This window comes from Arthrobacter sp. QXT-31, assembly GCF_001969265.1.
GTDB lineage: Bacteria > Actinomycetota > Actinomycetes > Actinomycetales > Micrococcaceae > Arthrobacter.
In genome coordinates this window covers 696,972-720,380 of the sequence record NZ_CP019304.1, presented here as the reverse complement: position 1 = coordinate 720,380, position 23,409 = coordinate 696,972, and the positions used below count along the sequence as shown (strand labels likewise).

Here is a 23,409-nt window from a genome sequence, read left to right as displayed (position 1 = left end):
GTTCCCGGGCCAGCCCACGCAGGGCCTGGCCCGGCGGGGGCGTTCACACGCGCGGGGGCGTTCACATGCGCGGGGGCGTCAGGTTGTAGCGCGCAATGATGTCCGGCAGCCAGGGCGCCTCAGCAAAGCGCAGGCCGAAGTGCGCCGCGAGTTTTTCGACCGTCTCGGGGTCCGGGAGCCCGGCCTCGAGCTGGTTGGCCATGCCCCAGAAGAAGTGTTCAAAGCCCGCCGGGCTGATCACCTCGATCATGCGGGCCGGCACCTTGCCCGCGTTCCACATGGTGTGGAGTTCGTTCCGCGGCTTGGTGATGTATCCGCCTGCACCCAAGACAGCCTCCCGGTCACCGGACCGGAACCCTATTTCGCCTTCGAGGACGATCGAGTACTCGTCTTCACGGGTGTGGATGTGCGGAGGCACCAGCGCGCCGACGGGGAACGGGTGCTCCACGATGGAAAGCTGCTGGTGGGTGTCCTCGCCGAAAAGCTTGAACACCACGCCGATGCCGCCAAGTGATGCTTCCCTGCCCTGTCCGGGCTGCACGACCGTTAGCCGCGGAGCCCCTTCCTCATTCATGGCCCTCTCCTTCATTCCGACGTGCACCGCATTTCCTTACGACTGGCGCAGGAAATGCGGTGCAGGAATTATCGTCCCGGCAGCCGGGCGCGTCCACAACCAAAACACAGGAAGGGCAACCAACGGACCGTGATAGATCAGTCACGGAAACAGCTGTTGCGCGCAGCGCACCCGAGCGCCGGCACTACCATTGACAGGTGCAGCCGCAGATCACCGTCCGTCCCGCCGTCCCCGCCGACTATCCGGCCATTGCCCGCATTACCCGGGACGCCTATCTGGCGGCCGGCTACTTCGATGACGCTGAGCATCCGTATATGCGGCAGATCCAGGACGTGGCCACCCGCGCGGACCGGGCCACCATCTGGGTCGCGGAGCGCGCGGGCAGGATCATCGGCTCGGTGACCCTGGCGCTCGCGGGTGAGCCGTATGCCGATATCGCCCTGCAGGACGAACTCGAGTTCCGCATGCTCGTGGTGGATCCGGCGGTGCAGCGCAGCGGCGCCGGCAAAGCGATGGTGGAGGCGATCATTGCCCATGCCAGGTCACTGGACGGCATCCGTGCGGTGGCGCTCACCACAGGCGGGGACTGGGAGAGTGCCCACGGGTTGTACCGGAAGACGGGGTTCCGCCGGGTTCCCGAGCGCGACTGGTACGTGCCCGGCACCGACATAAAGCTGCTGGTTTTCAGGCTGGACGTCCGCCCCGCCTAGAGTGGAGCCGACTTAAATCCCTTTAGTGAAAGGCGCGGCATGCGCAAGACATTCGGCACCGGCTCGGTCTGGGAACAGAAGCTCGGCTACTCCCGCGCGGTCCAGGTGGACAACACGCTCTACATTTCCGCCACCTCCGCCAGCGGCGAAAACGGCATCGTCGGCAGCGACTTCTACGAGCAGACCCGGTTCATCCTGCAGAAGCTGGAGGCCGTCCTGGCCGACGCTGGATTCGCGCTGGCCGACGTCGTGCAGTCGAAGCTGTACCTGACGGACATCAGCAAGTGGGAGGACGCCGGGCGTGCGCACGGCGAGGTCTTCGGCGAGATCCGCCCCACGCTGTCGCTGGTCCACGTGCTGCCGTTCCTCGACCCGGAAATGCTGGTAGAGATCGAGCTCGTCGCCCAGAAGAGCGCCAGCTAGCACCTCCCGAAACTACACAGCGCGAACGTACAGTTGTGGCCCCAAGATCCGCCGGTTTTGGGGCCACAACTGTACGTTCGCGCGTGGCGGTGGGGCCACAACTGTACGTTCGCGCTTGTCCTGGGGCTATTGTGCCGGGAGGCCGTAGCGGTGTTCGGGGCGGCCGGTGGTGCCGTAGCGGAGCTGGATCTCGACGGCGCCGTCGTCCGCGAGCGAGGACAGGTACCGCTGGGCCGTGGCCCGGGATACGCCCACCCGCCCGGCGACGTCGGCCGCCGAGTACTGCTCGCCGGGAACCAGCGACTCCAGCACCGCAGCCTCCGTCGCAGACCTGGGCTTGGCCGACGTCGAGACGTCACCGGGAATGAGTGCCCGCTTCGCCCGCTCCACCGTTTCCTGGTCCAGGGCGCCGGGCTGGCCGAGGATCCGCCGGTACCGGGCATAGGAGCGCAGCTGCTGCGACAATGACTCGGCCGTGAACGGCTTGAGCAGGTACCCGAGCGCGCCGCGCCGGAAGGCCGTCCGCAGCGATGCCGCATCCGACGCCGCACTGAGAATCATGGTGTCCACGTCCAGCTGGTGCAGCAGGTCCAGGCCCGAGGCGTCGGGCAGGTACACATCCAGCAGCACCAGGTCCGGGCGCAGGCTGTGGATGGACTGCAGCGCCAGCGACGCCGACCCTGCCGGCGGCAGCGCCAGGAACCCCGCCACCGAATCCACGTACGTCGCGTGGAGCTTGGCGACGTGGAAGTCGTCATCCACGATCAGCACCCTGAAATCCTCAGACATCCTCGTCCTTCCGTCCGGTCTTCATCAGCTTTCCGCGATTCATCAGTGTTTGCAGGCCATCAGTCTTTGCGCGCCGTGGTGGTGCCCGGCAGGGTGGCCATGAACACGGCGCCGGGGCCACCACTGCTCCCCGGTTCCAGGACCGTGACGTCGCCGCCGCGCCGCCGTGCCAGCTGCCGGGCCAGGGCGAGGCCCAGGCCCTGGCCGCCTCCGGCCCGCACCTGCCCGCGGACACCGTTGCCGTTCGCCGTCGTAAATCCCTCGGCGAATACAGCCTCGGGATCGGCGCCGTCCGGCAGGCCATCGCCGGAATCTGCGACGACGACGTGCAGGGTGCCGCCGCCGTGGCCCTCCTCATCGAGCAGTTCGAGCTCCACCCAGCGCTCGGCGGCCGTGCCGGCCACTGCCGCGTTCACGGCGTTGTCGATGAGGTTGCCGAGTACCGTGGTGACGTCTTGCGGCTCCGTCACCTGGCCGCGCACCAGTGTTTCCGGCCCGATCCGCAACGATACCCCGCGTTCGTCGGCTTCCACGCCCTTCGCCCCGATGAATGCCTGCAGGTACGGGTCCTGGAGCAGTTCCGCCTGGTCCACGGGGAACTTCAGCGGACCTGTGGCGGCAAGCCGCTCAAGGTAATCCCGTGCCTGCTGGTGCTGTCCGATGCTCATGAAGCCGGCGATCGTGTGCAGCTGGTTGGCGAACTCGTGCCGCTGCGCGCGCAGTGCGGTGGACATGGTTCCGACGGCGTCCAGCTGCCGGGTCAGGTGCTGGAGTTCGGTGCGGTCGCGGAGCATGACCACCCAGCCGAGGTCTTCGCGGCGGTGCAGCGCCTTAAGGGCACTCGCCACGAGGACCTGCTCCCCGGCGACCAGTTCCACGGCCTCGCCTTCCCGGGCATCGGGCAGGGTGAGGGCCTTGAGCTGGGCGGGTACGGGAGCGTCCTGCCAGAGCCGCCCGGACAGGTCGGGCTGGCCGAGGAGACGCTGGGCGGCGGCGTTGAACACGCTGATGCGGCCGTCGGCGGAGATGCCCACGACCCCCTCGTCCATGCCTTCCAGCACCGCCACCTGGTCGTGCACCAGCGCGCCGATTTCCTCCGGTTCCAGACCGAGCGTGAGGCGGTGCAGCCGCCGCCGGAGCAGGAAGGAGGCCAGGGCGCCGGCGGCCAGGGAGCCGGCAGCGGTCAGCACGATCGGCACGATGTCCCGGGCCAGGCTCTGCCCGATGGATTCGGTGGAATAGCCGACGCTCACCTCGCCCACCACCGTCCGCTCCCCGGAGTCCGCACCGGCGCCGCCCGTTCCTGAAGCCGTGTCGGGTGCGAACACGGGAACCTTGGCCCCGGCGGACGGCCCCAGCGTGCCGGTGTTGCGGGTGGTCACCTCGCGGCCCGCCAGTGCCTCGGACGGATCGGTGCTGACCCGCTCGCCCAGCCGGTCGGCGTCGGGATGGGCCAGGCGAAGGCCTGTTTCGTCCGTGATCACAACGAACAGGGCGCCGGTGCGGGCACGGGCGCTCTCGGCCGCCGCCATGAGCGGGCCGTCCTTCAGCACCGCGGGCGGGGGAGTGCCGGTCCGCCGGCTGATCGCCTGCACATTGGCCCGGACCGAAGGGTCCGAAGCCACCGTGCGGGCCAGTGTGAGTGCCTGGTTTTCCGCCTCGCGGCCCAGCCGCTCGAAGGTCAGCCACGCGTGCACCGCGCCGCTGAGCAGCACCACGAGGAGCACCACGCCCAGTTGCAGCAGCAGCGTCTGGGTGGAGAACCTGAGCGGAAGCCTGCCGGCGGGGCTCATCATGGCACTCCTTTGGGGGTTGGGACGGGCGGGCGGCTGTTGAGCAGAATGCGCAAAATGCTCCCAATAAGCAGTATGCCAATCAATTGAGCCAAAGGCACTGCCGTGATCCGGGCCACCCTAACCTCTGTAGTACGCATCACACCGGGGTGGTGCCGTTCACTAAGAAGGAGCCGGCTGTGCTGGTATTACTTGGATTCGCCATGATCGCGGTTTTCATGGTGCTGATCATGACGAAGAAGTTGACGCCAGTGCTGGCGCTGATCATCGTCCCCACCGTTTTCGGTCTGTTCGCTGGCGCCGGTCTCGGCATCGGCGACATGGTCATGGACTCGATGAAGTCCATGACCTCCACCGCCGCGCTGCTGATGTTCGCCATCATCTACTTTGGCCTGATGATCGACGTCGGGCTGTTCGATCCGCTGGTCCGGTTTATCCTGCGCAAGCTAGGCAATGACCCCGCCAAGGTGGTCCTGGGCACTGCGCTCCTGGCTGCCGCGGTGTCCCTCGACGGCGACGGCTCCACCACCTTCATCCTCACCACCGCGGCCATGCTGCCGATCTACCTCCGCCTGAAGATGAGCCCGGTGGTCCTCACCTGCGTGGCAGGGCTGGCCAACGGCACCATGAACATCGTGCCGTGGGGCGGCCCCACTGCCCGTGCCGCCACCGCCCTGAAGATCGACGTCAACGAGGTCTTCGTTCCCATGCTCCCGTCGCTGATCGCCGGCCTCGCCGTCGTCCTGGTCTTCGCCTGGATCCTCGGCCTGCAGGAACGCAACCGCCTCCGCGCCACCCAGCCGGAAATCTGGGGAGTGCCGGAAACTGCTGAAGCGTTCGACGGCGGAGCTGCCGCCGGCGGTGCCGGCTCCACCGGCCGCAACGGTTCCGCACCTGTTCCCGCAACGGGAGGCCCCGCCGTCGGCGGTTCCCCCGAAGGTTCCCCAGTGGCTGTCCTGGAGCGCACCGAACTTCTGGTCGACGACGCCGACACCGCCATGGCAGACACCGCCCTGGACCCCAACCGGAAGACCCTGCGCCCCAAGCTGCAGTGGTTCAACCTGGGCCTCACCGTCGCCGTCATGGGCATGCTCATCGCCGACCTCGTGCCCCTGCCGTACGTCTTCATGGTGGGTTCGGCGATCGCCCTGCTGGTGAACTTCCCGAACGTCAAGGACCAGGGCGCACAGCTAGTGGCCCACGCGCCGTCGATCGTTGCCGTCGTGAGCATGGTCATGGCCGCCGCCGTCCTCACCGGCGTGCTGACCGGCACCGGCATGGTTGAGGCAATGTCCGCGTGGCTGGTGCAGATCATCCCGTCCAGCATGGGTCCGCTCCTGGCAGTCATCACCGGTGTCCTCAGCATCCCGATGACGTTCTTCATGAGCAATGACGCCTTCTACTTCGGCGTGCTGCCCGTCCTGAGCGAAACCGCAGCACATTACGGCATCAGCGCCGCCGAGATGGCGCGCGCCTCCATCACCGGCCAGCCGTTCCACATGCAGAGCCCGCTGGTTCCGGCCATCCTGCTCCTGGTCTCCCTGGCCAAGGTGGACCTGGGCGACCACCACAAAAAGGTCCTGTGGCGCAGCGCCGTCGTCTCCCTGGTCATGCTGGCAGTAGGAATGCTGACAGGAGCCATCGGCATCCACTAGAGGCTTGTCACCCGAAGGCCCGGACCAAACAAAAGGAAGCAGAGTGCGGAATGATCCCCGCACTCTGCTTTTTGTTTGTTGGGGAGACACAAGGTGAGATAGGCACACCGGCAACGGGACGGACATCCGGAAGCGTGCGTCTAAGCGAGTGCCCGCCGTCAGGGTTCCCTGCCCGAGCTTGCGAGGGAAGGGGGACGGCGGGTGTGCGAGCGAGCACGCGGAGGATCGTCCGGCCCGGGGCCGGAAGGTGACCAGAAGGGGTGCGGGGACAATACAACAAGACACGTAGACTAGTTCGGAAACCAATCCGAACTTGCAGGGAGATCCATGGCTGCGATCAACCGTGACGACGTCGCGCACCTAGCGCGGCTCGCGCACATTGAGATGAGTGCTGAAGAGCTGGACAGGATGGCCGGCGAACTTGCCGTCATCGTAGACGCGGTAAAGTCCGTGAGCGAGGCCGCAGGGGACAGCGTTCCGGCCACTTCGCACCCGATTCCGTTGAGCAACGTGTTCCGCGAGGACGTGGTGGGGCATGTCTTCACCGCAGAGCAGGCACTCTCCGGCGCTCCGGACTCGGACGCAGACCGCTTCAAGGTCCCGGCAATCCTGGATGAGGACTAGAACATGACTGAAACCAACAGCACAGAACTCATCCGGCTCTCCGCAGCCCAACTGGCCGCCAAGCTCGCCGCTGGCGAAGTGACCGCCGTCGAGGTCACCCAGGCGCACCTGGACCGCATCGCCGCCGTTGATGGAGGGGAGCGCGGCGTCAACGCGTTTCTGCACGTCAACGCCGAGGAAGCACTCGCCGTCGCCGCCGAGGTGGACGCCATCCGCGCCGCCGGCGGGAAGGAAGCCGAGGAGCTGCACGAACTGGCCGGTGTTCCGATCGCCGTCAAAGATCTCATCGTGACCATCGGCCAGCCCACCACGGCCGGTTCCAAAATCCTCGAAGGCTGGCACAGCCCCTACGACGCCACCGTCGTCAAGAAGCTGCGCGCCGCGAAGATGCCGATCCTGGGCAAGACCAACCTGGACGAGTTCGCCATGGGCTCCTCCACCGAGCACTCGGCGTTCGGACCCACCCGCAACCCGTGGGACCTGGACCGCATCCCCGGCGGTTCGGGCGGCGGATCGGCAGCCGCCGTGGCCGCCTTCGAAGCCCCGCTGGCCCTGGGCACGGACACCGGCGGATCCATCCGCCAGCCCGGCGCCGTCACCGGCACCGTCGGCGTCAAGCCCACCTACGGCGGCGTGTCCCGTTACGGTGCCATCGCCATGGCGTCCTCACTGGACCAGATCGGCCCGGTTTCCCGTACCGTCCTGGACTCGGCCCTGCTGCAGCAGGTCATCGGCGGCCACGACCCCCACGACTCCACCTCCCTGCCCGACTCCCTCGGGGACCTTGTGGCCGCGGCCCGGACCGGCAACGTGGACGGCATGAAGATCGGCATCATCAAGGAGCTCCACGGCGAGGGCTACCAGGCCGGCGTCGAGAACCGTTTCAACGAATCCCTCGAGCTGCTCAAGGAAGCAGGTGCGGAAATCGTTGAGGTGTCCTGTCCCAACTTCCAGTACGCCCTGGGCGCCTACTACCTGATCATGCCCTCGGAGGCCTCCTCCAACCTGGCCAAGTTCGACGGCGTCCGGTACGGCCTGCGCGTCCTGCCCGAAGAGCCGCCAATGACCATCGAACGCGTCATGGGCGCCACTCGCGCCGCAGGGTTCGGCGACGAGGTCAAGCGCCGCATCATCCTGGGCACGTACGCGCTGTCGGCCGGCTACTACGACGCCTACTACGGCTCCGCGCAGAAGGTGCGCACGCTCATCCAGCGTGACTTCGACGCCGCCTTCGCCAAGGCCGACGTCCTGATTTCCCCCACGGCGCCCACCACGGCGTTCAAGCTGGGCGAGAAGCTCGACGACCCGCTGGCCATGTACCTGAACGACGTCGCGACCATTCCCGCGAACATGGCCGGCGTCCCCGGGCTGTCCCTGCCCGGCGGCCTTGCCGACGAGGACGGCCTGCCAGTCGGCATCCAGCTGCTGGCACCCGCCCGCGAGGACGCCCGGCTGTACCGGGTGGGCGCTGTCCTGGAATCCCTGCTGGAGGCGAAGTGGGGCGGTCCGCTGCTGGACAAGGCACCCGACCTCGCCGCAACTGTTGGCGCCGTCCCGAGCCACGGAGGTTCACACTGATGTCTGACGCGATTCTGAGCTTCGAAGAAGCCATGGAGAAGTACGACCCCGTCCTGGGGTTCGAGGTCCACGTTGAACTCAACACGAAGACCAAGATGTTCTCCTCCGCGCCCAACGTGTTCGGCGACGAGCCCAACACCAACGTCAACGAGGTGGACCTGGGCATGCCCGGCGTCCTTCCCGTGGTGAACAAGACCGCGGTGGAATCGTCCATCAAGATCGGCCTGGCGCTGAACTGCAAGATCGCAGAATCCTGCCGCTTCGCCCGGAAGAACTACTTCTACCCGGACACCCCCAAGAACTTCCAGACGTCCCAGTACGACGAGCCGATCGCCTATGACGGCTACTTGGACATTGAACTCGAGGACGGCACGGTGTTCCGCGTCGAGATTGAGCGCGCGCACATGGAGGAGGACGCCGGAAAGCTGACCCACCTGGGCGGTTCCGCCGGACGCATCCAGGGCGCGGAGTACTCGCTCGTGGACTACAACCGCGCCGGCGTTCCGCTCGTGGAGATCGTCACCAAGCCGATCGAGGGTGCCGGTTCCCGCGCCCCCGAGCTCGCCAAGGCCTACGTGGCCGCGGTGCGGGAAATCGTCAAGAACCTCGGCGTCTCGGACGCGCGGATGGAGCGCGGCAACGTCCGCTGTGACGCCAACGTCTCGCTGCGCCCGCACGGCCGCGAACGCTTCGGCATCCGGTCCGAGACCAAGAACGTGAACTCGCTGCGCGCCGTCGAACACGCCGTCCGCTACGAGATCCAGCGCCACGCCGCCGTCCTGGACTCCGGTGAGCCGGTCATCCAGGAAACCCGGCACTGGCACGAGGACACGCGCACGACGACGTCGGGCCGGGAAAAGTCCGACGCCGATGATTACCGCTACTTCCCGGAGCCGGACCTGGTTCCCGTTGTTCCCTCCCGGGAATGGGTGGAGGAGCTCCGCGCCACGCTGCCCGAGCCGCCGGCCGAGCGCCGCAAGCGTCTGAAGCAGGACTGGGGCTACTCGGACCTGGAGTTCCGCGACGTCGTCAACGCCGGTGTGCTGGACGAAATCGAGGAAACCATCGCGGCCGGTGCCACCGCTTCCGTGGCCCGCAAGTGGTGGATGGGCGAGATCGTGGGCCGCGCCAAGAATGCCGACGTCGATCCCGGCCAGCTGGGCATCGAGCCCGCCACCATCGTTGAGTTGAGCAAGATGGTGGAGGCCGGCAAGATCAACAACAAGATGGCCTCCGCGGTGCTGGACGGCGTGCTCGCCGGCGAAGGCACCCCGGCCGAGGTCGTCGAGAAGCGCGGCCTGGCCGTGGTGTCCGACGACGGGCCGCTCCTGGAAGCCATCGACGCAGCCCTGGCCGCGCAGCCCGACGTCGCGGACAAGATCCGCGGCGGCAAGGTTCAGGCTATCGGCGCCATCGTCGGCGGCGTCATGAAGGCCACCCGCGGCCAGGCCGACGCCGGCCGCGTGCGCGAGCTGATCCTGGAGAAGCTCGGCGTCACCGTTTAGCCTCGTAGCCCAACTGGGTCGCAGTAGTTGTCGTTTTGAGGGTTCATAACGGCAACAACTGCGACCCAGTTGATTTTAACTGTGGCTGAGCCGCGCCATGATGTCCTGCAGCGCCTCGCACACCACCCGGACCGACGCGCGCTTCAGGTTTTCCGGGCGGGCCAGGATATCGATCCGGCGCCGGGTGCTGATGCCCTGCAGCGGCCGCAGCACGATGTCCGCATTGAGCACCGGTCGCGCCGTGTGCCGCGGCAGCAAGCCGATCACGCTGCCCGAGGCCACCAAGGCCGCCACCGTTGAGTAGTCGTTGATCCGGTGCACGATGTTCAGCTCGCGGCTGGACACCGCGGCGACGGCGGACAGCACGTCCGCGGGGGAGTAGCCGGCGCGGCTGGTCACCCATGGTTCGCCGACGACGTCGGACGCCGTCAGGGCCGCTTGGGCGGCCAGGCGGTGCCCGGCCGGCAGCGCAACATCCAGCGGCTCATGGGCCAGCGGTATCACCGCCACCCTTTCCTCCGGCCACTTGGGGCTGTGGTCCATCCTGTGCGCCAGGACGAGGTCGTACCGCGCCGTCAGCGCGGGGAAATCCTGCTGCGCCACGTCCTCGTCCGAGAGCAGCACCTTCGGTTTGTCCGGGCCGTCCAGCAGCCGGGCCAGCGGCGCAAACAGTGCCTGCCCCGCACTGTGGAATCCGCTCACCGTCACCGGCGCCACCGTGGAACCGTGGTACGCCCCGATCGCCATCCGCGCGTCGGCCATGGCACTGACGACGGCGGCACCTGCGTCCGCGAGCACCTGTCCGGCTTCGGTGAGCACCAGGTTCCGGCCCTCCTTGCGGGTCAGCGGCACCTCAACGCTTTTCTGCAGCTGGGCCAGCTGCTGGGAGACCGCCGAGGGAGTGACGAGCAGGGTGTCGGCCACGGCCTTGACGCTTCCGAGCGCGCCAAGCTCCCGCAGCATTTCAAGCTGGTGGATCTCCATGCCGCCCATCTTATTCCTTAGCGATTCCTTAATCGTCGATTGAGAAAAATCCGCTTGTGCTAACGGGTCAATGGTGGCTCTAATGAAGGAAGATTCACCGCATGCCACCGCATGCCGAACGTAAGGATGCCAATGAAGGCGCTCTACAAGGCCGGCGCACACGCCGGATTCGAACTGACAGACCGCCCGGAACCCGAGGCGGGCCCGGGCGAGGTCAAGATCCGCGTGCTCACTACGGGCATCTGCGGCACCGACCTGCACATCCAGTCCTGGGATGCCTGGGCGCAGGGGATCATCGAGGCCCCGCTGATCGCCGGGCACGAGTTCTACGGCGAAGTCGTCGCCACCGGCGAGGACGTGCGCTACGTCAAGATCGGCGACCGGATCTCCGGCGAAGGGCACATCGTCTGCGGCATCTGCCGCAACTGCCGCGCCGGCCGGCGGCAGATGTGCATCCACACCGTCAGCGTCGGCGTACAGCGGGACGGCGCGTTCGCCGAATACGTGGTCATTCCGGAAACAAACGTCTGGGTGCACAAGGACCCGTCCGTCACGCCCGAACTCGGTGCCATCTTCGACCCCTTCGGCAACGCCGTGCACACAGCACTGAGCTTCCCGCTCGTGGGCGAGGACGTGCTGATCACCGGGGCCGGGCCCATCGGCCTCATGGCCATTGCCGTGGCGCGCCACGCCGGTGCCCGCAAGATCGCCATCACCGACGTCTCGGCGCCCCGGCTGGAGCTTGCCCGGCAGCTCGGCGTCGACCTCGCCATCGACGTCTCCAGGACCCGCGTCAGGGAAGCGCAGCGGGAGCTGGGCATGCGCGAGGGTTTCGACATCGGACTGGAGATGTCCGGCCATCCGACGGCGCTGCCGGAGATGATCGACAACATGAACCACGGCGGGCGCATCGCCATGCTGGGCCTGCCCAGCCAGTCCATCGACATCGACTGGGGCAAGGTGGTCACACACATGCTGACCCTGAAGGGCATCTACGGCCGCGAGATGTACGAGACCTGGTACGCCATGAGCGCCATGCTGTCCTCCAACCCTGCGCTGCACGCCAGCATCTCCGCCGTGGTCACGGACGTGCTGCCGGCCTCCCAGTGGGAGAAGGGCTTTGAAATCGCGAAGGCTGGCGTCGGCGGCAAAGTGGTGCTCGACTGGTCGGAAATCTGACCCGCAATCCCGGCCGGAATTCCGGCCCCATCCCTTAGTTAGTTTCCGACAGTTTCCCAGCCGAGGAGAACCGCCATGTACTCAGCCATCAAGAACCAGCTCCGCGCCGAGCTGGACGACATCCGCACCGCAGGCCTCTACAAGACGGAGCGGCACATCGACTCCGCCCAGGCCAGCCACATCACTGCCGGGCAGATCGGCGAGGCCGGTTCGCCGGTCCTGAACTTCTGCGCCAACAACTACCTCGGCCTGGCCGACCACCCGGAGATCATCGCGGCGGCCAAGGCCGCCATGGACGAGCGCGGCTTCGGCATGGCCAGCGTCCGGTTCATCTGCGGCACCCAGGACCTCCACCTCGAACTCGAAGCGAGGGTCTCGAAGTTCCTGGGCACCGAGGACACCATCCTGTTCTCGAGCTGCTTCGACGCCAACGGCGGGGTTTTCGAATCGCTCTTCGGCCCGGAGGACGCCGTCATCTCCGACGCCCTCAACCACGCCTCAATCATCGACGGCATCCGGCTCTGCAAGGCGCAGCGGTTCCGGTACGCGAACCAGGACATGGCCGACCTGGAAGCCAAGCTCGTCGAGGCGAAGGACGCCCGGCGGAAGATCATCGTCACGGACGGCGTCTTCTCCATGGACGGCTACCTCGCTCCGCTGGAGGCCATCTGCGACCTCGCCGAGAAGCACGACGCCCTGGTGATGGTGGACGACTCGCACGCCGTCGGCTTCATGGGCCCCACCGGGGCCGGAACGCCCGAGCACGCCGGCGTCTCCGACCGCGTGGACATCTTCACCGGCACCTTCGGCAAGGCGCTGGGTGGCGCGTCCGGCGGCTATGTTTCCGGCCGCGGCGAGGTGGTGGCGATGCTCCGGCAAAAGGCGCGCCCGTACCTCTTCTCCAACTCCCTGGCGCCGGCCATCGTGGCGGCCACCATCAAGGCCCTGGAGCTCGTGCAGACCTCCGGCGAGCTGCGGGCCACCCTGTTCCGGAACGCCGAGCTGTTCCGGCGCCGGATGACCGAAGAAGGCTTCGAGCTGCTCGACGGCGAACACGCCATCGTGCCGGTCATGTTCGGCGACGCCGTCCTTGCAGCCAAGGTGGCGGACCAGATGCTCCAGCACGGGGTCTACGTGACGGCCTTCAGCTTCCCCGTGGTCCCGCGCGGGGCCGCCCGCATCCGCGTCCAGCTGTCCGCCGCGCACAGTGCCGACGACGTCGAAACCTGCGTCCAAGCCTTCGTGAAGAGCCGGGACGCGGTGACGGCCTAGCGCCCGCCCATCCGTAAAGTTCCGGGCATCTGTAAAGATTGAGCCCATGGCATCAACCTATGACGTAGTCATCGTGGGCGGCGGGATAGCCGGGCTGTCCCTCGCCTCCGCGCTCGCCGGCACATGCACCGTGGCCCTCGTGGAGGCGGAACAGCAGCTCGCCTACCACACGTCCTCGCGCTCCGCCCGGCAGCTCATCCCCAGCTACGGTCCGCCGGTGGTCCAGGAACTCACCGTCCGCACCCTTGAGCTGATCGCCGCGGACGACGCCGGAGAATCCCGGCCCGTGCTTTCCCCGCGGAGCTTTCTGCTCATCGGGGACGAAGAGACGGTGCGGGCCGAGGCCAGCGGCGCGATGCGCCTGATCAGCCACGAGGAAGCGCTCGGCTTGTGCCCGGCCCTGAAGCCGGAGGCATTCTCCGCCGCCGGCCTGGACACCGGGTCCTTCGGCTGCGATGCGCCGGTGCTGCTGGAACGGCACCGGGCGCGCGCCGAGGCTGCCGGTGTGGACATCATCACCGGCGCCCGCGTCCACTCCGCCCAGCGGCTGGGGTCGGGCTGGGAGATCGGTGCCGGACAGGAAGGCTTCTCCGCCGGCGTGCTGGTTAACGCGGCGGGTGCGTGGGCCGACGAGCTGGCGGTGCTGAGCGGCGTCGAGAAGATCGGCCTGCAGCCGTACCGCCGCACGGCGGCGGTGGCCGCCGTCGACCATCCGCTGCCGGAAGGCACCCCCATGGTGGCCGCCGCGGACGACTCCTTCTACTTCCGCCGGGAAGGCAGCGATGTGCTGGTCTCGCCCTCGGAGCACGTGGCCAGCGCTGCGGAGGACGCACGTCCCCGTCCCGGGGACGTGGAGCGGCTCATCGCCCGGCTCAATACGCTGACGACGCTGGGGATCGGCGCCGTCCGCACCGCCTGGACCGGGCTGCGCACCGAAGCGGCCGACGGCGTCCCGGTAGTGGGGTTCGACGCCGAGGCGCGCGGGTTCTTCTGGCTCGCCGGCCAGGGCGGCTACGGGTTCCAGACGTCCTCCGGCATCGCGGAACTGGCCGCGGCCCTGATCCTTGCAGGACCCGAGGCGCGACCCGAGGCCGGTGGCAGTCCGGTATCCCGGACGGCGGATGCCCTGGCCGCGACACGCTGGTCCATCCGGCGCTGAAGAATGGATCCATGAGCACCCTGATCACCAACATTGCCGAACTGATGACCCAGGACGCGGAGCACCGTGTCCTCAAGGACGCGGCAGCGGTGATCGAAGGGGAACGCATCTCCTGGATCGGCCCGGCAGCCTCAGCTCCCGCGGCCGACGATGCCGTGGACGCCGGCGGCCGTGCCGTGCTGCCCGGCTGGGTGGACTCCCACACGCACCTGATTTTTGCCGGGGACCGGACGGCGGAATTCGAGGCGCGGATGGCGGGGGAGGAGTACAGCGCGGGCGGCATCGCCGTCACGACGAACGCCACCCGGAACACCAGCGACTATGACCTCACAAGGCTGGCCCAGGGCCGTGTCGCCGAAGCCGTGTCCCAGGGCACCACGTACCTGGAGACGAAAACCGGGTACGGCCTGGATGTGGAGCAGGAGGCCAGGAGCGCCTGGATCGCCTCCACGGTGGCGGACGAGGTCACGTACCTGGGGGCCCACCTGGTGCCGGCCGGCATTGACGCGGACGAATACACCAGGCTCGCCTGCGGCCCCATGCTGGAGGCCGCCCGCCCATATGTCCGCTGGGCCGACGTGTTCTGCGAACGGGGCGCCTTTTCCGAGGAGCAGTCCCGCGCCGTGCTGCAGGCCAGCCGCGAGGCCGGGCTGGGGCTGCGGGTGCACGGCAACCAGCTGGGGCACGGCCCTGGTGTCAGCCTCGCGGTGGAGTTCGGCGCAGCCAGCGTTGACCACGTGAACTATCTCTCGGAGCAGGACATCGCCAGCCTCGCCGCCGGCTGGTCCGGCTGGGATGCCGCTGGAACGGGCAGCCGAGGAACAGACAGCCGCGGAACAGTGGCCACCTGCCTGCCGGCCTGCGACCTCTCCACGCGGCAGCCCTTGGCCCCCGGACGGCAGCTGCTTGATGCTGGCGTGCCCATCGCACTGGCATCCAACTGCAATCCCGGCACGTCCTACACGAGTTCCATGTCCTTTTGCGTCACCACCGCAGTCCTACAAATGGGCCTGAGCGTGCATGAGGCCGTGCGGGCGGCGACGTACGGCGGTGCCTTGGCGCTGCGGCGCGAGTCCGGAAACGACGCCGACGGCGAACGCGCGGTGGGCTCGATCGCCGTCGGACACCGCGCGGACCTGCACGTCCTCAACGCCCCCTCCGCCACGCACCTCGCCTACCGGCCCGGCATGCCGCTCACCCACGCCGTTTGGCGCGCGGGGGTGCGGGCACGGTAGTGTCGGGCGGGGCCGTTTACAGCAGCCACCCTCCGCACCGTAGTGACGGAAGCTGATCATAAGAGGTCTGCTACAATCAAAAAACGTCATTTCTTGTGACGGTTTTGATTTTGAAAGGCCACGCATGACCCGCACCGACCGACTGACGGCCATCCTTGATCTCCTTGCCGAAGCCGGCCAAGTGGAAGTTGAGGAGATTGTCACGCGGCTCGGCGTCTCGCCAGCTACGGCCCGGCGCGACCTGGACAGCCTGGCCAAGCGGCGGCTGCTGACGCGGACCCGCGGCGGCGCCACCACGGGCGCTCTGGCCTATGACCTTCCCGGCAGGTACAACCGGGACGACCACGCCGTGGCCAAGCAGGAGATCGCCCTCGCCGCCTCGGCGCTCATCGCCCCGGGCATGGTCATCGGGCTGTGTGGCGGCACCACGAGCACCGCCCTCGCGCAGATCCTGGCCACCCGCGAAGATCTCAACTCGCCGTCGAACCAGCCCACGCTCACGGTGGTGACCAACGCCATCAACATCGCCTCGCAGCTTGCCGTCCGGCCCAACATCAAAGTGATGGTCACCGGGGGCATCCTCAACACCCGGTCGTATGAACTCGTGGGCCCGTACACGGACATCATCATGCAGAAGGTGGTGCTGGACATCGCCTTCATCGGGGTCAACGGCGTCGATGCCGAGGTGGGGCCCACAAACACTGGCGAGGCCGAGGCCACGGTGAACGCCCTGCTCGCCAGCCGGGCCAGTGTCTCATACGTGATCGCGGACTCCTCGAAAGTGGGCCGCCGGGCGTTCGCCACCATGGACGGCTACGATTTCACCCGGCTCATCACCGACGCCGGCATCTCCGCGGCGGACAAGGCTGCGTTCGAGGCGCGCGGCACCGAAGTGATCGTCGCCGGCGCCTAAACCGGCGGCCGCCGGAAACCGGTGCCTAATCGGGCGCCCGGAATAGAAGGCGTCAGAAGATCACAGGAGGCGCGTCCAGCACCGTCTCGTCCACCCTCCGGTCCACCCACTGCGTGAACGGCGTATCGAGTTCATACTTGCCCTCACCGTTGCGCACCAGCATGCGGATCTCGGCGTTCTCCGGGTTGTTCAGCGACTCGAAGTACTCCACGGACCAGTGGAACCAGCGCATGCAGAACAGCCGCATCGTCAACCCGTGCGTGACCAGCAGGCTGTTGGGGGAGTAGTCCGGCTTGGACCAGTGCCGGTACAGGGTTTCCATGAAGGAGGAGATCCGGTCGTAGACGTCCGAGCCGGATTCGCCTTCCCGGAAGCGGTAAAAGAAGTGGCCGTAGGCGTTGCGGAGCTCCTTCTGGTCCTCGATGTCGCCGGAGATCTGGAAGTTGGCCCAGTCCTGTTCGCGCAGCCGCGGTTCCTCGATCACCCGTTCCGTCAGGGAGCCCAGGTCCAGTGCCTCCAGGGTCTGGTACGCGCGCAGGTACGGTGAAACGTAGACGCTCACCTTCCGGCCGTCGAGCTCGCGCCGGACGCGCTCCCCGGCGGCCTTCGCCTGCTCCAGCCCAAGTTCCGTCAGCGGTATCCGGTAGTCGGGCACCCTGTTGTAGATGGAGGTGTCCGCGTTGGCGGCCGACTGGCCGTGCCGGATCATGATGATTTTCCCGGGAGCGCTCATAGCTCCCCAGCATAGGGTCACTGGCCAGCTGGACCGGCCCCGACGGGCTGGTCGGGAATGCACGACGGCGGCAGGAACAGGCAGGCTGACAGGAAAGTACCAGCGGGTGCAGGCAAGATAGGAACATGTTGGTTCCTTCCCGCCGCCGGCTGCGGTTTGAAGTCTGGATTGTCCTTGGGCTGTCGCTGGGGCAATCAGCCGTCTACTCCGTGGTGCAGCTGCTGGACAAGATGACCCGGGCGCCGCTGGCGCAGGGGACTTCCACGCTCAACAGGTCACAGAGCACCCGCGAATACTTCGACCTGACCTATCAGCTGCTGGACATCATCTTCGCCCTGGTGCCGGTCCTGCTGGTCATCTACTTCCTGACCGACCAGCGCCAGTCCAACTCCGGACTAGGGCAGGACGGCGGCTCCGCCTTCCGGAAACTGGGCTTCAACTTTGCCAGGCCCGGCAAGGACCTGCTGCAGGGTCTCGGGCTGGCCGCCCTGATCGGCCTCCCGTCGCTGGGGCTTTATGCCGCCGGCCGCGCACTCGGCATCACGACGGCGATCATCCCGAGCGGCCTGGACGCTTACTGGTGGACGGTGCCCGTGCTGATTCTGTCTGCCCTGCGCCACGCGGTCGTGGAGGAAGTCATTGTGGTGGGCTACCTGCTGGACCGGTTCGGCAAGTTCGGCTGGTCCGTTCCCCTGGCGATCTTCGTTTCGTCGATGCTGCGCGGCACCTACCACCTGTACCAGGGGTTCGGGCCCTTCATCGGAAACGCCGTTATGGGCGTGGTGTTCGCGTGGGTCTACACGAAGACCCGCCGGGTGATGCCGCTTGTCATCGCGCACGCGCTGCTGGACATTGTCGCCTTCGTCGGGTTCAGCCTGTTCGGCAAGGCCGCCGGACTGGGCTAGGCCGGGCTGTATTAAAGGCCGGGCTGTATTAAAAGCCGGGCTGTATTAAAAAGTGATTCGGCCGCCATCGGCGGGTGACGTCGTTGGCACCCGCTGATGGCGGCCGAAGTGAAGGGCAGGAAGCGCGTCAGATGGTGACGGCGCCCGCTGCGGTTTCGAACGTGACGGAGAGGATTCCCGGCGTACCGTGCGGGGCCACCCAGTTCACGGCGACGTCTTCCAGCGGCCGTTCCACGGGCTCGCCTAGCCACTCGGTCACGCGCTCGGCGGAGCCCGCGATCGTGAGGGTGGACATCTTCACATTGCTGTCATAGGCGTTGGACGGGTGCAGTTCCGGATCGCCTTCCCACTTCAGCATGTACGGAACCTGGGGGTCCGCGATGAGCCCCAGGATGCCGATCTGCTTCCAGATAAGTTCCCGGCCGTCAGGAAACTTGCGGTTGCCGTTGACGGCGGAGCGGCCGAGGCGCTCCTCGAACGGGGCGAGGTCGTCAACTTCGACGCACCAGCCCATCCAGCCGCCGCCCGCTGCGGACCGGGCCCGGACGGCCTGGCCGAACGGTGCCTTGTCCGACGCCGGGTGGTCCAGGACCTCAACGACCTCAAGGTACTTGTGACCGGCCAGCGGGATGATCATGTTCCGGGTTCCAAACCGGGGGTGCACCCCGCCCTTAACGGCTTCGACGCCGAGGGCGGAGGAGATACGTTCGGTGGTGGCCGCGAGGCCATCGTGTTCACAGGCGTAAGAGACGTGATCCATGCGCATGCCCTCATCTTGGCACTTTGTGACGGGGCTCTCAGCTTAGGGTGCCCTAACATTGCGAAATGTCCAGCTTTTGACGAAATTCTTCACAAAGCTGTGCGCGACGAAGGGCTGTTCCTACACTGATCGCAGGTCATGAGCGCCAGCGAAAAAAGCCCCGGCTCGCTGGCCGGCAACCCTCCACCGCGGCGGGGTGCCCCGGGTGAAGACCTGGCTGCGCGGCGCCCGCCGGGCGGCAAGCGCGGGCCTGTGCCGGGACCAGCACACGCCCCTTCAGCGTCAGGAGCCTGCATGTCCAACGCATGGTCATTTGAAACGCGCCAGATCCACGCCGGCCAGGTGCCCGACGGCGCCACCGGCGCACGGTCCCTGCCCATTTACCAGACGACGTCGTTCGTCTTCCCCAGCGCCGACAGCGCAGCAGACCGTTTCGCGCTCGCCGAGATCGCCCCCATCTACACCCGGATCGGCAATCCGACCCAGGACGCCGTCGAGCAGCGGATCGCCAGCCTGGAGGGAGGGCTTGCGGCGCTGCTCCTGAGCTCCGGCCAGGCCGCCGAAACGTACGCCATCCTCAATATCGCCGAAGCCGGGGACCACGTGGTGGCCAGTCCCAGCCTTTACGGCGGCACCTACAACCTGCTGGCCCACACGCTGAAGAAGTTCGGCGTCTCCGTTACCTTCGTGGCGGACCCGGACGACCTGCAGCAGTGGCGCGATGCAGTCCAGCCGAACACCAAGCTCTTTTTCGCCGAAGTGGTATCCAACCCGCGGCAGGACGTCCTCGACATCGAGGGCGTCTCCCGGGCAGCACACGAAGCCGGCGTGCCGCTCATCGTGGACAACACCCTGTCCACCCCCTACCTCATCAGGCCGCTTGAATGGGGCGCGGACATCGTGGTGCACTCGGCCACCAAGTACCTGGGCGGACACGGGGCCGCCATTGCCGGTGTCATCGTGGATTCAGGAAAGTTCGACTTCGGCAAGGACCCGGAACGCTTCCCCGGCTTCAACACGCCGGACCCCACCTACAACGGCCTCGTCTATGCCCGCGACCTCGGCGCAGGCGGCGCCCTGGGTGCCAATCTGTCCTACATCCTGAAGGCGCGGGTCCAGCTGCTCCGCGACCTGGGCTCGGCGGTGTCCCCGTTCAATGCCTTCCTTATCGCGCAGGGCCTGGAAACACTGAGCCTGCGCGTGGAGCGCCACGTGGCCAACGCCGTGGCCGTGGCTGGCTGGCTTGAGGCCCGGGACGATGTGGAATCCGTCGCCTACGCCGGACTGCCGTCCAGCCCCTGGTATGAGCGCGGCCTGAAGTACGGGCCCAAAGGCACCGGCGCGGTGGTGGCCTTTACCGTGGCGGGCGGTGCCGAAGCCGGCAAGCGCTTCGTGGATGCCCTGGAACTGCACTCCCATGTGGCGAACATTGGCGACGTCCGCTCCCTCGTCATCCACCCGGCGTCGACGACGCACAGCCAGCTGACTCCGGAGCAGCAAAGCGTTGCCGGGGTTGCCCCCGGACTGGTCCGGCTGTCCGTGGGCCTGGAGCACATCGACGACATCCTTGCCGACCTCGATGCCGGATTCAGGGCCGCGAAAGGCGCCTGACGTCTCCGCCTGACCCTGTGGCTCCCGTCCCGTTTTCCGGCCGGGAGTCACACAGCCGTCACATTCTTCGCGCAGGCGTCCGCCTGTTTCGTACACTTGGCAACAGGTCATGAGTGCCAGCGACAGCCCCGGCTTGCTGGCCGGCAACCCTCCTTCCGCGGTGGGGTGCCCCGGGTGAAGACCTGGCCTGCCGGTCTGCTGACGGCGGGCAAGCGCGTAAGAAGAGGTAGTTACCTATGACGATTTCTGTCAGCCACACCGACGCTCCGGCCGGGAAGACGCCCGCAGGCGCTGTTCTGGATGGCCCCGTTCCGGACGGCACTGTCCAGTACCGCAGCATCGGCAGCCTGGAACTCGAAGCCGGAGGGTTCCTGCCGGACGTGACCCTGGCCTACGAAACGTGGGGAACGCTCAACGAGGACGGTTCCAACGCCATCCTCGTCGAACACGCCCTGACCGGCAGTACCCATGTGACGCGCGGTGCCGGGGACGAGGAGGGCTGGTGGGAGCAGCTCGCCGGGCCGGGCGCGCCAGCGGATACTGACAGGTTCTTCGTCATTTCCATCAACATCCTGGGCGGCTGTTACGGGTCCACCGGGCCGTCGTCGCCTGCCCCGGACGGCAAGCCCTGGGGTTCCCGCTTTCCGCTGGTGACCCTCCGGGACTCCACCGTCGCCGAGGCCAGGCTCGCCGACCTGCTCGGCATCAGCAGCTGGCACGCCGTCGTGGGCGGATCCATGGGCGGGGCGCGGGCCCTCGAATGGGCAGTCACCTTCCCGGAGCGGGTGCGCCGCTGCGGTGTCATTTCCGTCGGGGCCAGGAGCACGGCCGAACAGATCGCCTTCGCCCAGGCGCAGACCCTGGCCATCCGGCAGGACCGCCACTTCAACGGCGGCGACTACTACGGCGGCCCGGAACCCGCTGAGGGCCTGGCGCTCGCGCGGCGGATTGCCCACATTACCTACCGGTCCGCCTACGAACTCGATTTCCGGTTCGGCAGGAACGCCCAGGCAGCTGAGGAGCCGCTGCAGGCGGATGCCCTGGCAGGCCGCGGCCGCTACCAGGTGGAGAGCTACCTGGACCACCAGGGCAACAAGCTGGTCCGGCGCTTCGACGCCAACAGCTATATCGCCCTGACGGAGGCTCTCATGAGCCATGACGTCACGCGCGGGAGGGGGACGCTGAAGGAGGCCCTGGCCCGGGCCACCGCCGACTTCTTCATTGCCGCCGTGGACACCGACCGGCTCTACTTTCCCGCCCAGTCGCTCGAACTCGCCGAGGCGCTGCCGGGGAACGTTGACGTGCACATGATCGAGGCGCCGATCGGCCATGACGGCTTCCTCACGGAGATCGGCCAGCTGAACGGGCAGTTGCGCGCGCATCTGCTGGGCTGAGCCGTACTGACAAGTAGCCCACGGGCTGCTTTGTGCATTTATGCAGATGCGTTCTGCACTTTTTGTCGTTGAGCTTGCAGGCAATGGCAGACCATACTCGTGTGAACCGGCGTTTCGTGGTGTACCTCACACACGTTCGCCAAAGACGGTCCCAGTGGTGTCGATGAAGACGCCGAAGGAGTTTACATATGAGTACGGATCACTCCGCCGCAAGGCGTGCAGAGGAAACCGACGTTAAGGCCTCGGGCCTGAGAAAAGTTGTCACGGCCTCAATGGCCGGCACGGTGGTCGAATGGTATGAGTTTTTCCTCTATGCCTCGGCAGCAACTTTGGTGTTCGGCAAGATGTTCTTCCCCAATTCGGGGACGGAACTGGACGGCATCATCGCCGCCTTTGTGACCTATGCGGTCGGGTTCGTTGCCCGCCCCATTGGCGGCATCGTCTTCGGCCACTTCGGGGACAAGTTCGGCCGCAAGCAGCTGCTGCAGCTGAGCATCATCCTGGTGGGTGTTTCCACCTTCCTCATGGGCTGCCTGCCTACCTTCGCGCAGATCGGCTACTGGGCCCCGGCTCTGCTGGTGTTCCTGCGCTTCGTCCAGGGCTTCGCCGTGGGCGGTGAGTGGGGCGGCGCCGTGCTGCTCGTTGCCGAGCACAGCCCCAACAAGTCCCGCGGATTCTGGTCCAGCTGGCCGCAGTCCGCCGTTCCCATGGGCAACCTCCTGGCCACCGGCGTGCTGTTCACCCTTTCCTCCACCCTCTCGCAGGAAGCGTTCCTTGGCTGGGGTTGGCGCGTCGCCTTCTGGCTGTCTGCCGTGATCGTCATCATTGGCTACTACATCCGCACCAAGGTCCAGGACGCCCCGATCTTCATCGAGGCCCGCAAGGAAGTCACGGTCGAGCACAAGGGCTACGGCGTCGCTGAAGTTTTCCGCCGCTACCCGCGCGGTGTCTTCACCGCCATGGGCCTGCGCTTTGCCGAGAACATCCTGTACTACCTGGTGGTGACCTTCTCCATCACGTACCTGAAGGTCGTAGTCCAGACGGACACCTCACGGATCCTCCTGCTGCTGCTGGTGGCGCACTTCATCCACTTCTGCGCCGTCCCGCTTGTTGGCAAGCTCTCCGACAGCTTCGGCCGGCGTCCGGTCTACATGGTGGGCGCCGTCCTCGGCGGAACCTGGGGCTTCTTCGCCTTCCCCATGATGGACACCGCCAACGACATCGTTATTCTGGCTGCCATCACCATCGGCCTGCTGTTCCACGCACTCATGTACGCGGGGCAGCCGTCGATCATGGCGGAGATGTTCCCCACCCGGATGCGCTACTCCGGCGTTTCCCTGGGCTACCAGGTGACCTCCATTGTTGCCGGTTCCATGGCGCCGATCATCGCCACATCACTTCTGAGCAGCTTCAACTCCTCCACTCCGGTGGCCCTGTATCTGCTCGGCGCCTGCATCGTGACCGCAGTAGCCGTGTTCTTCCTCAAGGAAACACGGGGCATCTCGCTCCGCGACGTGGACGCCGCAGACGCCAAGGGCACTGCCGACCTTCTGGCGGCCGCCAAGAAGTAGCCGCCAGGCAAGCCGAACCGGAAGGGGCGCCACAACCCAGGC

Annotated in this window: 21 protein-coding genes and 2 riboswitches; of the genes, 15 read left to right on the top strand and 6 right to left on the bottom strand. The window is 66.9% G+C overall.

The annotated features are described in order from the left end of the window. Nucleotides 1-61: 61 nt before the first annotated feature. On the bottom strand, nucleotides 62-574 hold the full coding sequence (locus tag BWQ92_RS03390; RefSeq protein WP_076803481.1) for a cupin domain-containing protein: 513 nt from the start codon (nucleotides 572-574) through the stop codon (nucleotides 62-64). Between the two features lie 197 nt (nucleotides 575-771). On the opposite strand from BWQ92_RS03390, the gene BWQ92_RS03385 reads away from it, so the two are divergent. Both BWQ92_RS03385 and BWQ92_RS03380 read left to right on the top strand, forming a co-directional pair. Continuing rightward, nucleotides 772-1,284, top strand: coding sequence for a GNAT family N-acetyltransferase (locus tag BWQ92_RS03385; protein WP_076798287.1), 513 nt, complete (start codon nucleotides 772-774; stop codon nucleotides 1,282-1,284). A 39-nt stretch (nucleotides 1,285-1,323) separates the two neighbouring features. Then, nucleotides 1,324-1,707: a RidA family protein gene (locus tag BWQ92_RS03380; RefSeq protein WP_076798285.1), complete on the top strand. Its 384-nt coding sequence runs from the start codon at nucleotides 1,324-1,326 to the stop codon at nucleotides 1,705-1,707. Between the two features lie 126 nt (nucleotides 1,708-1,833). Here BWQ92_RS03380 and BWQ92_RS03375 read toward each other — a convergent pair whose 3' ends face one another. Next, nucleotides 1,834-2,496, bottom strand: coding sequence for a response regulator (locus BWQ92_RS03375; RefSeq protein ID WP_076798283.1), 663 nt, complete (start codon nucleotides 2,494-2,496; stop codon nucleotides 1,834-1,836). A gap of 59 nt (nucleotides 2,497-2,555) precedes the next feature. Next, nucleotides 2,556-4,292 carry a sensor histidine kinase gene (locus tag BWQ92_RS03370; RefSeq protein WP_076798281.1) on the bottom strand — a complete coding sequence of 579 codons (1,737 nt, stop codon included), beginning with the start codon at nucleotides 4,290-4,292 and terminating at the stop codon, nucleotides 2,556-2,558. Between the two features lie 176 nt (nucleotides 4,293-4,468). Between BWQ92_RS03370 and BWQ92_RS03365 the strand changes: the two genes are divergently transcribed. From BWQ92_RS03365 to gatB, 4 genes are all read left to right on the top strand, one after another. Continuing rightward, complete coding sequence (locus BWQ92_RS03365) at nucleotides 4,469-5,944, top strand: CitMHS family transporter (protein WP_076798278.1); 1,476 nt, start codon at nucleotides 4,469-4,471, stop codon at nucleotides 5,942-5,944. Between the two features lie 327 nt (nucleotides 5,945-6,271). Next, a complete protein-coding gene (gene gatC / locus BWQ92_RS03360) occupies nucleotides 6,272-6,568 on the top strand; it encodes an Asp-tRNA(Asn)/Glu-tRNA(Gln) amidotransferase subunit GatC (protein WP_076798276.1) in 297 nt (98 codons plus the stop codon). Between the two features lie 3 nt (nucleotides 6,569-6,571). Continuing rightward, complete coding sequence (gatA, locus tag BWQ92_RS03355) at nucleotides 6,572-8,146, top strand: Asp-tRNA(Asn)/Glu-tRNA(Gln) amidotransferase subunit GatA (RefSeq protein WP_076798274.1); 1,575 nt, start codon at nucleotides 6,572-6,574, stop codon at nucleotides 8,144-8,146. Then, the gene (gene gatB, locus BWQ92_RS03350; protein ID WP_377957268.1) at nucleotides 8,146-9,651 is read left to right on the top strand and encodes an Asp-tRNA(Asn)/Glu-tRNA(Gln) amidotransferase subunit GatB; all 1,506 of its coding nucleotides are present in this window, start codon (nucleotides 8,146-8,148) and stop codon (nucleotides 9,649-9,651) included. Before gatA ends, gatB begins: the two co-directional genes overlap by 1 nt. A gap of 75 nt (nucleotides 9,652-9,726) precedes the next feature. On the opposite strand, the gene BWQ92_RS03345 is transcribed toward gatB, so the two are convergent. Beyond that, nucleotides 9,727-10,635 carry a LysR family transcriptional regulator gene (locus tag BWQ92_RS03345; RefSeq protein WP_076803479.1) on the bottom strand — a complete coding sequence of 303 codons (909 nt, stop codon included), beginning with the start codon at nucleotides 10,633-10,635 and terminating at the stop codon, nucleotides 9,727-9,729. Between the two features lie 132 nt (nucleotides 10,636-10,767). On the opposite strand from BWQ92_RS03345, the gene tdh reads away from it, so the two are divergent. The 5 genes from tdh to BWQ92_RS03320 all read left to right on the top strand — a co-directional run bounded on the left by tdh (nucleotide 10,768) and on the right by BWQ92_RS03320 (nucleotide 16,393). Beyond that, nucleotides 10,768-11,814 (top strand): L-threonine 3-dehydrogenase, encoded by a 1,047-nt coding sequence (gene tdh / locus BWQ92_RS03340; protein WP_076798272.1) that lies wholly within the window; start codon nucleotides 10,768-10,770, stop codon nucleotides 11,812-11,814. A gap of 75 nt (nucleotides 11,815-11,889) precedes the next feature. Then, the gene (locus BWQ92_RS03335) at nucleotides 11,890-13,086 is read left to right on the top strand and encodes a glycine C-acetyltransferase (protein ID WP_076798269.1); all 1,197 of its coding nucleotides are present in this window, start codon (nucleotides 11,890-11,892) and stop codon (nucleotides 13,084-13,086) included. Between the two features lie 46 nt (nucleotides 13,087-13,132). Then, nucleotides 13,133-14,245 carry an NAD(P)/FAD-dependent oxidoreductase gene (locus tag BWQ92_RS03330; RefSeq protein WP_076798267.1) on the top strand — a complete coding sequence of 371 codons (1,113 nt, stop codon included), beginning with the start codon at nucleotides 13,133-13,135 and terminating at the stop codon, nucleotides 14,243-14,245. Nucleotides 14,246-14,256: 11 nt separating this feature from the next. Then, nucleotides 14,257-15,480, top strand: coding sequence for an amidohydrolase family protein (locus BWQ92_RS03325; RefSeq protein ID WP_076798265.1), 1,224 nt, complete (start codon nucleotides 14,257-14,259; stop codon nucleotides 15,478-15,480). Nucleotides 15,481-15,604: 124 nt separating this feature from the next. Continuing rightward, on the top strand, nucleotides 15,605-16,393 hold the full coding sequence (locus tag BWQ92_RS03320; RefSeq protein WP_076798263.1) for a DeoR/GlpR family DNA-binding transcription regulator: 789 nt from the start codon (nucleotides 15,605-15,607) through the stop codon (nucleotides 16,391-16,393). Between the two features lie 52 nt (nucleotides 16,394-16,445). Here BWQ92_RS03320 and BWQ92_RS03315 read toward each other — a convergent pair whose 3' ends face one another. Further along, nucleotides 16,446-17,126 (bottom strand): histidine phosphatase family protein, encoded by a 681-nt coding sequence (locus tag BWQ92_RS03315; RefSeq protein WP_076798262.1) that lies wholly within the window; start codon nucleotides 17,124-17,126, stop codon nucleotides 16,446-16,448. 125 nt (nucleotides 17,127-17,251) lie between these two features. On the opposite strand from BWQ92_RS03315, the gene BWQ92_RS03310 reads away from it, so the two are divergent. Then, nucleotides 17,252-18,031: a CPBP family intramembrane glutamic endopeptidase gene (locus tag BWQ92_RS03310; protein WP_076798260.1), complete on the top strand. Its 780-nt coding sequence runs from the start codon at nucleotides 17,252-17,254 to the stop codon at nucleotides 18,029-18,031. A 127-nt stretch (nucleotides 18,032-18,158) separates the two neighbouring features. On the opposite strand, the gene BWQ92_RS03305 is transcribed toward BWQ92_RS03310, so the two are convergent. Then, nucleotides 18,159-18,797 (bottom strand): VOC family protein, encoded by a 639-nt coding sequence (locus BWQ92_RS03305; RefSeq protein WP_076798258.1) that lies wholly within the window; start codon nucleotides 18,795-18,797, stop codon nucleotides 18,159-18,161. A gap of 128 nt (nucleotides 18,798-18,925) precedes the next feature. Then, nucleotides 18,926-19,042: riboswitch (SAM riboswitch) on the top strand. Nucleotides 19,043-19,085: 43 nt separating this feature from the next. Here BWQ92_RS03305 and BWQ92_RS03300 point away from each other — a divergent pair. From BWQ92_RS03300 to BWQ92_RS03290, 3 genes are all read left to right on the top strand, one after another. Further along, on the top strand, nucleotides 19,086-20,402 hold the full coding sequence (locus tag BWQ92_RS03300) for a bifunctional o-acetylhomoserine/o-acetylserine sulfhydrylase (protein ID WP_076798256.1): 1,317 nt from the start codon (nucleotides 19,086-19,088) through the stop codon (nucleotides 20,400-20,402). A gap of 105 nt (nucleotides 20,403-20,507) precedes the next feature. Beyond that, a riboswitch (SAM riboswitch) is annotated at nucleotides 20,508-20,623 on the top strand. Between the two features lie 15 nt (nucleotides 20,624-20,638). Next, nucleotides 20,639-21,796 (top strand): homoserine O-acetyltransferase MetX, encoded by a 1,158-nt coding sequence (gene metX, locus BWQ92_RS03295; RefSeq protein ID WP_236783094.1) that lies wholly within the window; start codon nucleotides 20,639-20,641, stop codon nucleotides 21,794-21,796. 188 nt (nucleotides 21,797-21,984) lie between these two features. Then, complete coding sequence (locus BWQ92_RS03290; protein ID WP_076798254.1) at nucleotides 21,985-23,367, top strand: MFS transporter; 1,383 nt, start codon at nucleotides 21,985-21,987, stop codon at nucleotides 23,365-23,367. Nucleotides 23,368-23,409: the final 42 nt, after the last annotated feature.

Bases quoted from the DNA above. Each gene is read 5' to 3' on its own strand.
- BWQ92_RS03390 (WP_076803481.1), bottom strand. From the start codon at position 574: ATGAATGAGGAAGGGGCTCCGCGGCTAACGGTCGTGCAGCCCGGACAG.
- BWQ92_RS03380 (WP_076798285.1), top strand. From the start codon at position 1,324: ATGCGCAAGACATTCGGCACCGGCTCGGTCTGGGAACAGAAGCTCGGC.
- BWQ92_RS03375 (WP_076798283.1), bottom strand. From the start codon at position 2,496: ATGTCTGAGGATTTCAGGGTGCTGATCGTGGATGACGACTTCCACGTC.
- BWQ92_RS03370 (WP_076798281.1), bottom strand. From the start codon at position 4,292: ATGATGAGCCCCGCCGGCAGGCTTCCGCTCAGGTTCTCCACCCAGACG.
- gatC (WP_076798276.1), top strand. From the start codon at position 6,272: ATGGCTGCGATCAACCGTGACGACGTCGCGCACCTAGCGCGGCTCGCG.
- gatA (WP_076798274.1), top strand. From the start codon at position 6,572: ATGACTGAAACCAACAGCACAGAACTCATCCGGCTCTCCGCAGCCCAA.
- gatB (WP_377957268.1), top strand. From the start codon at position 8,146: ATGTCTGACGCGATTCTGAGCTTCGAAGAAGCCATGGAGAAGTACGAC.
- BWQ92_RS03345 (WP_076803479.1), bottom strand. From the start codon at position 10,635: ATGGAGATCCACCAGCTTGAAATGCTGCGGGAGCTTGGCGCGCTCGGA.
- tdh (WP_076798272.1), top strand. From the start codon at position 10,768: ATGAAGGCGCTCTACAAGGCCGGCGCACACGCCGGATTCGAACTGACA.
- BWQ92_RS03335 (WP_076798269.1), top strand. From the start codon at position 11,890: ATGTACTCAGCCATCAAGAACCAGCTCCGCGCCGAGCTGGACGACATC.
- BWQ92_RS03330 (WP_076798267.1), top strand. From the start codon at position 13,133: ATGGCATCAACCTATGACGTAGTCATCGTGGGCGGCGGGATAGCCGGG.
- BWQ92_RS03325 (WP_076798265.1), top strand. From the start codon at position 14,257: ATGAGCACCCTGATCACCAACATTGCCGAACTGATGACCCAGGACGCG.
- BWQ92_RS03320 (WP_076798263.1), top strand. From the start codon at position 15,605: ATGACCCGCACCGACCGACTGACGGCCATCCTTGATCTCCTTGCCGAA.
- BWQ92_RS03315 (WP_076798262.1), bottom strand. From the start codon at position 17,126: ATGAGCGCTCCCGGGAAAATCATCATGATCCGGCACGGCCAGTCGGCC.
- BWQ92_RS03310 (WP_076798260.1), top strand. From the start codon at position 17,252: ATGTTGGTTCCTTCCCGCCGCCGGCTGCGGTTTGAAGTCTGGATTGTC.
- BWQ92_RS03305 (WP_076798258.1), bottom strand. From the start codon at position 18,797: ATGCGCATGGATCACGTCTCTTACGCCTGTGAACACGATGGCCTCGCG.
- BWQ92_RS03300 (WP_076798256.1), top strand. From the start codon at position 19,086: ATGTCCAACGCATGGTCATTTGAAACGCGCCAGATCCACGCCGGCCAG.
- metX (WP_236783094.1), top strand. From the start codon at position 20,639: ATGACGATTTCTGTCAGCCACACCGACGCTCCGGCCGGGAAGACGCCC.
- BWQ92_RS03290 (WP_076798254.1), top strand. From the start codon at position 21,985: ATGAGTACGGATCACTCCGCCGCAAGGCGTGCAGAGGAAACCGACGTT.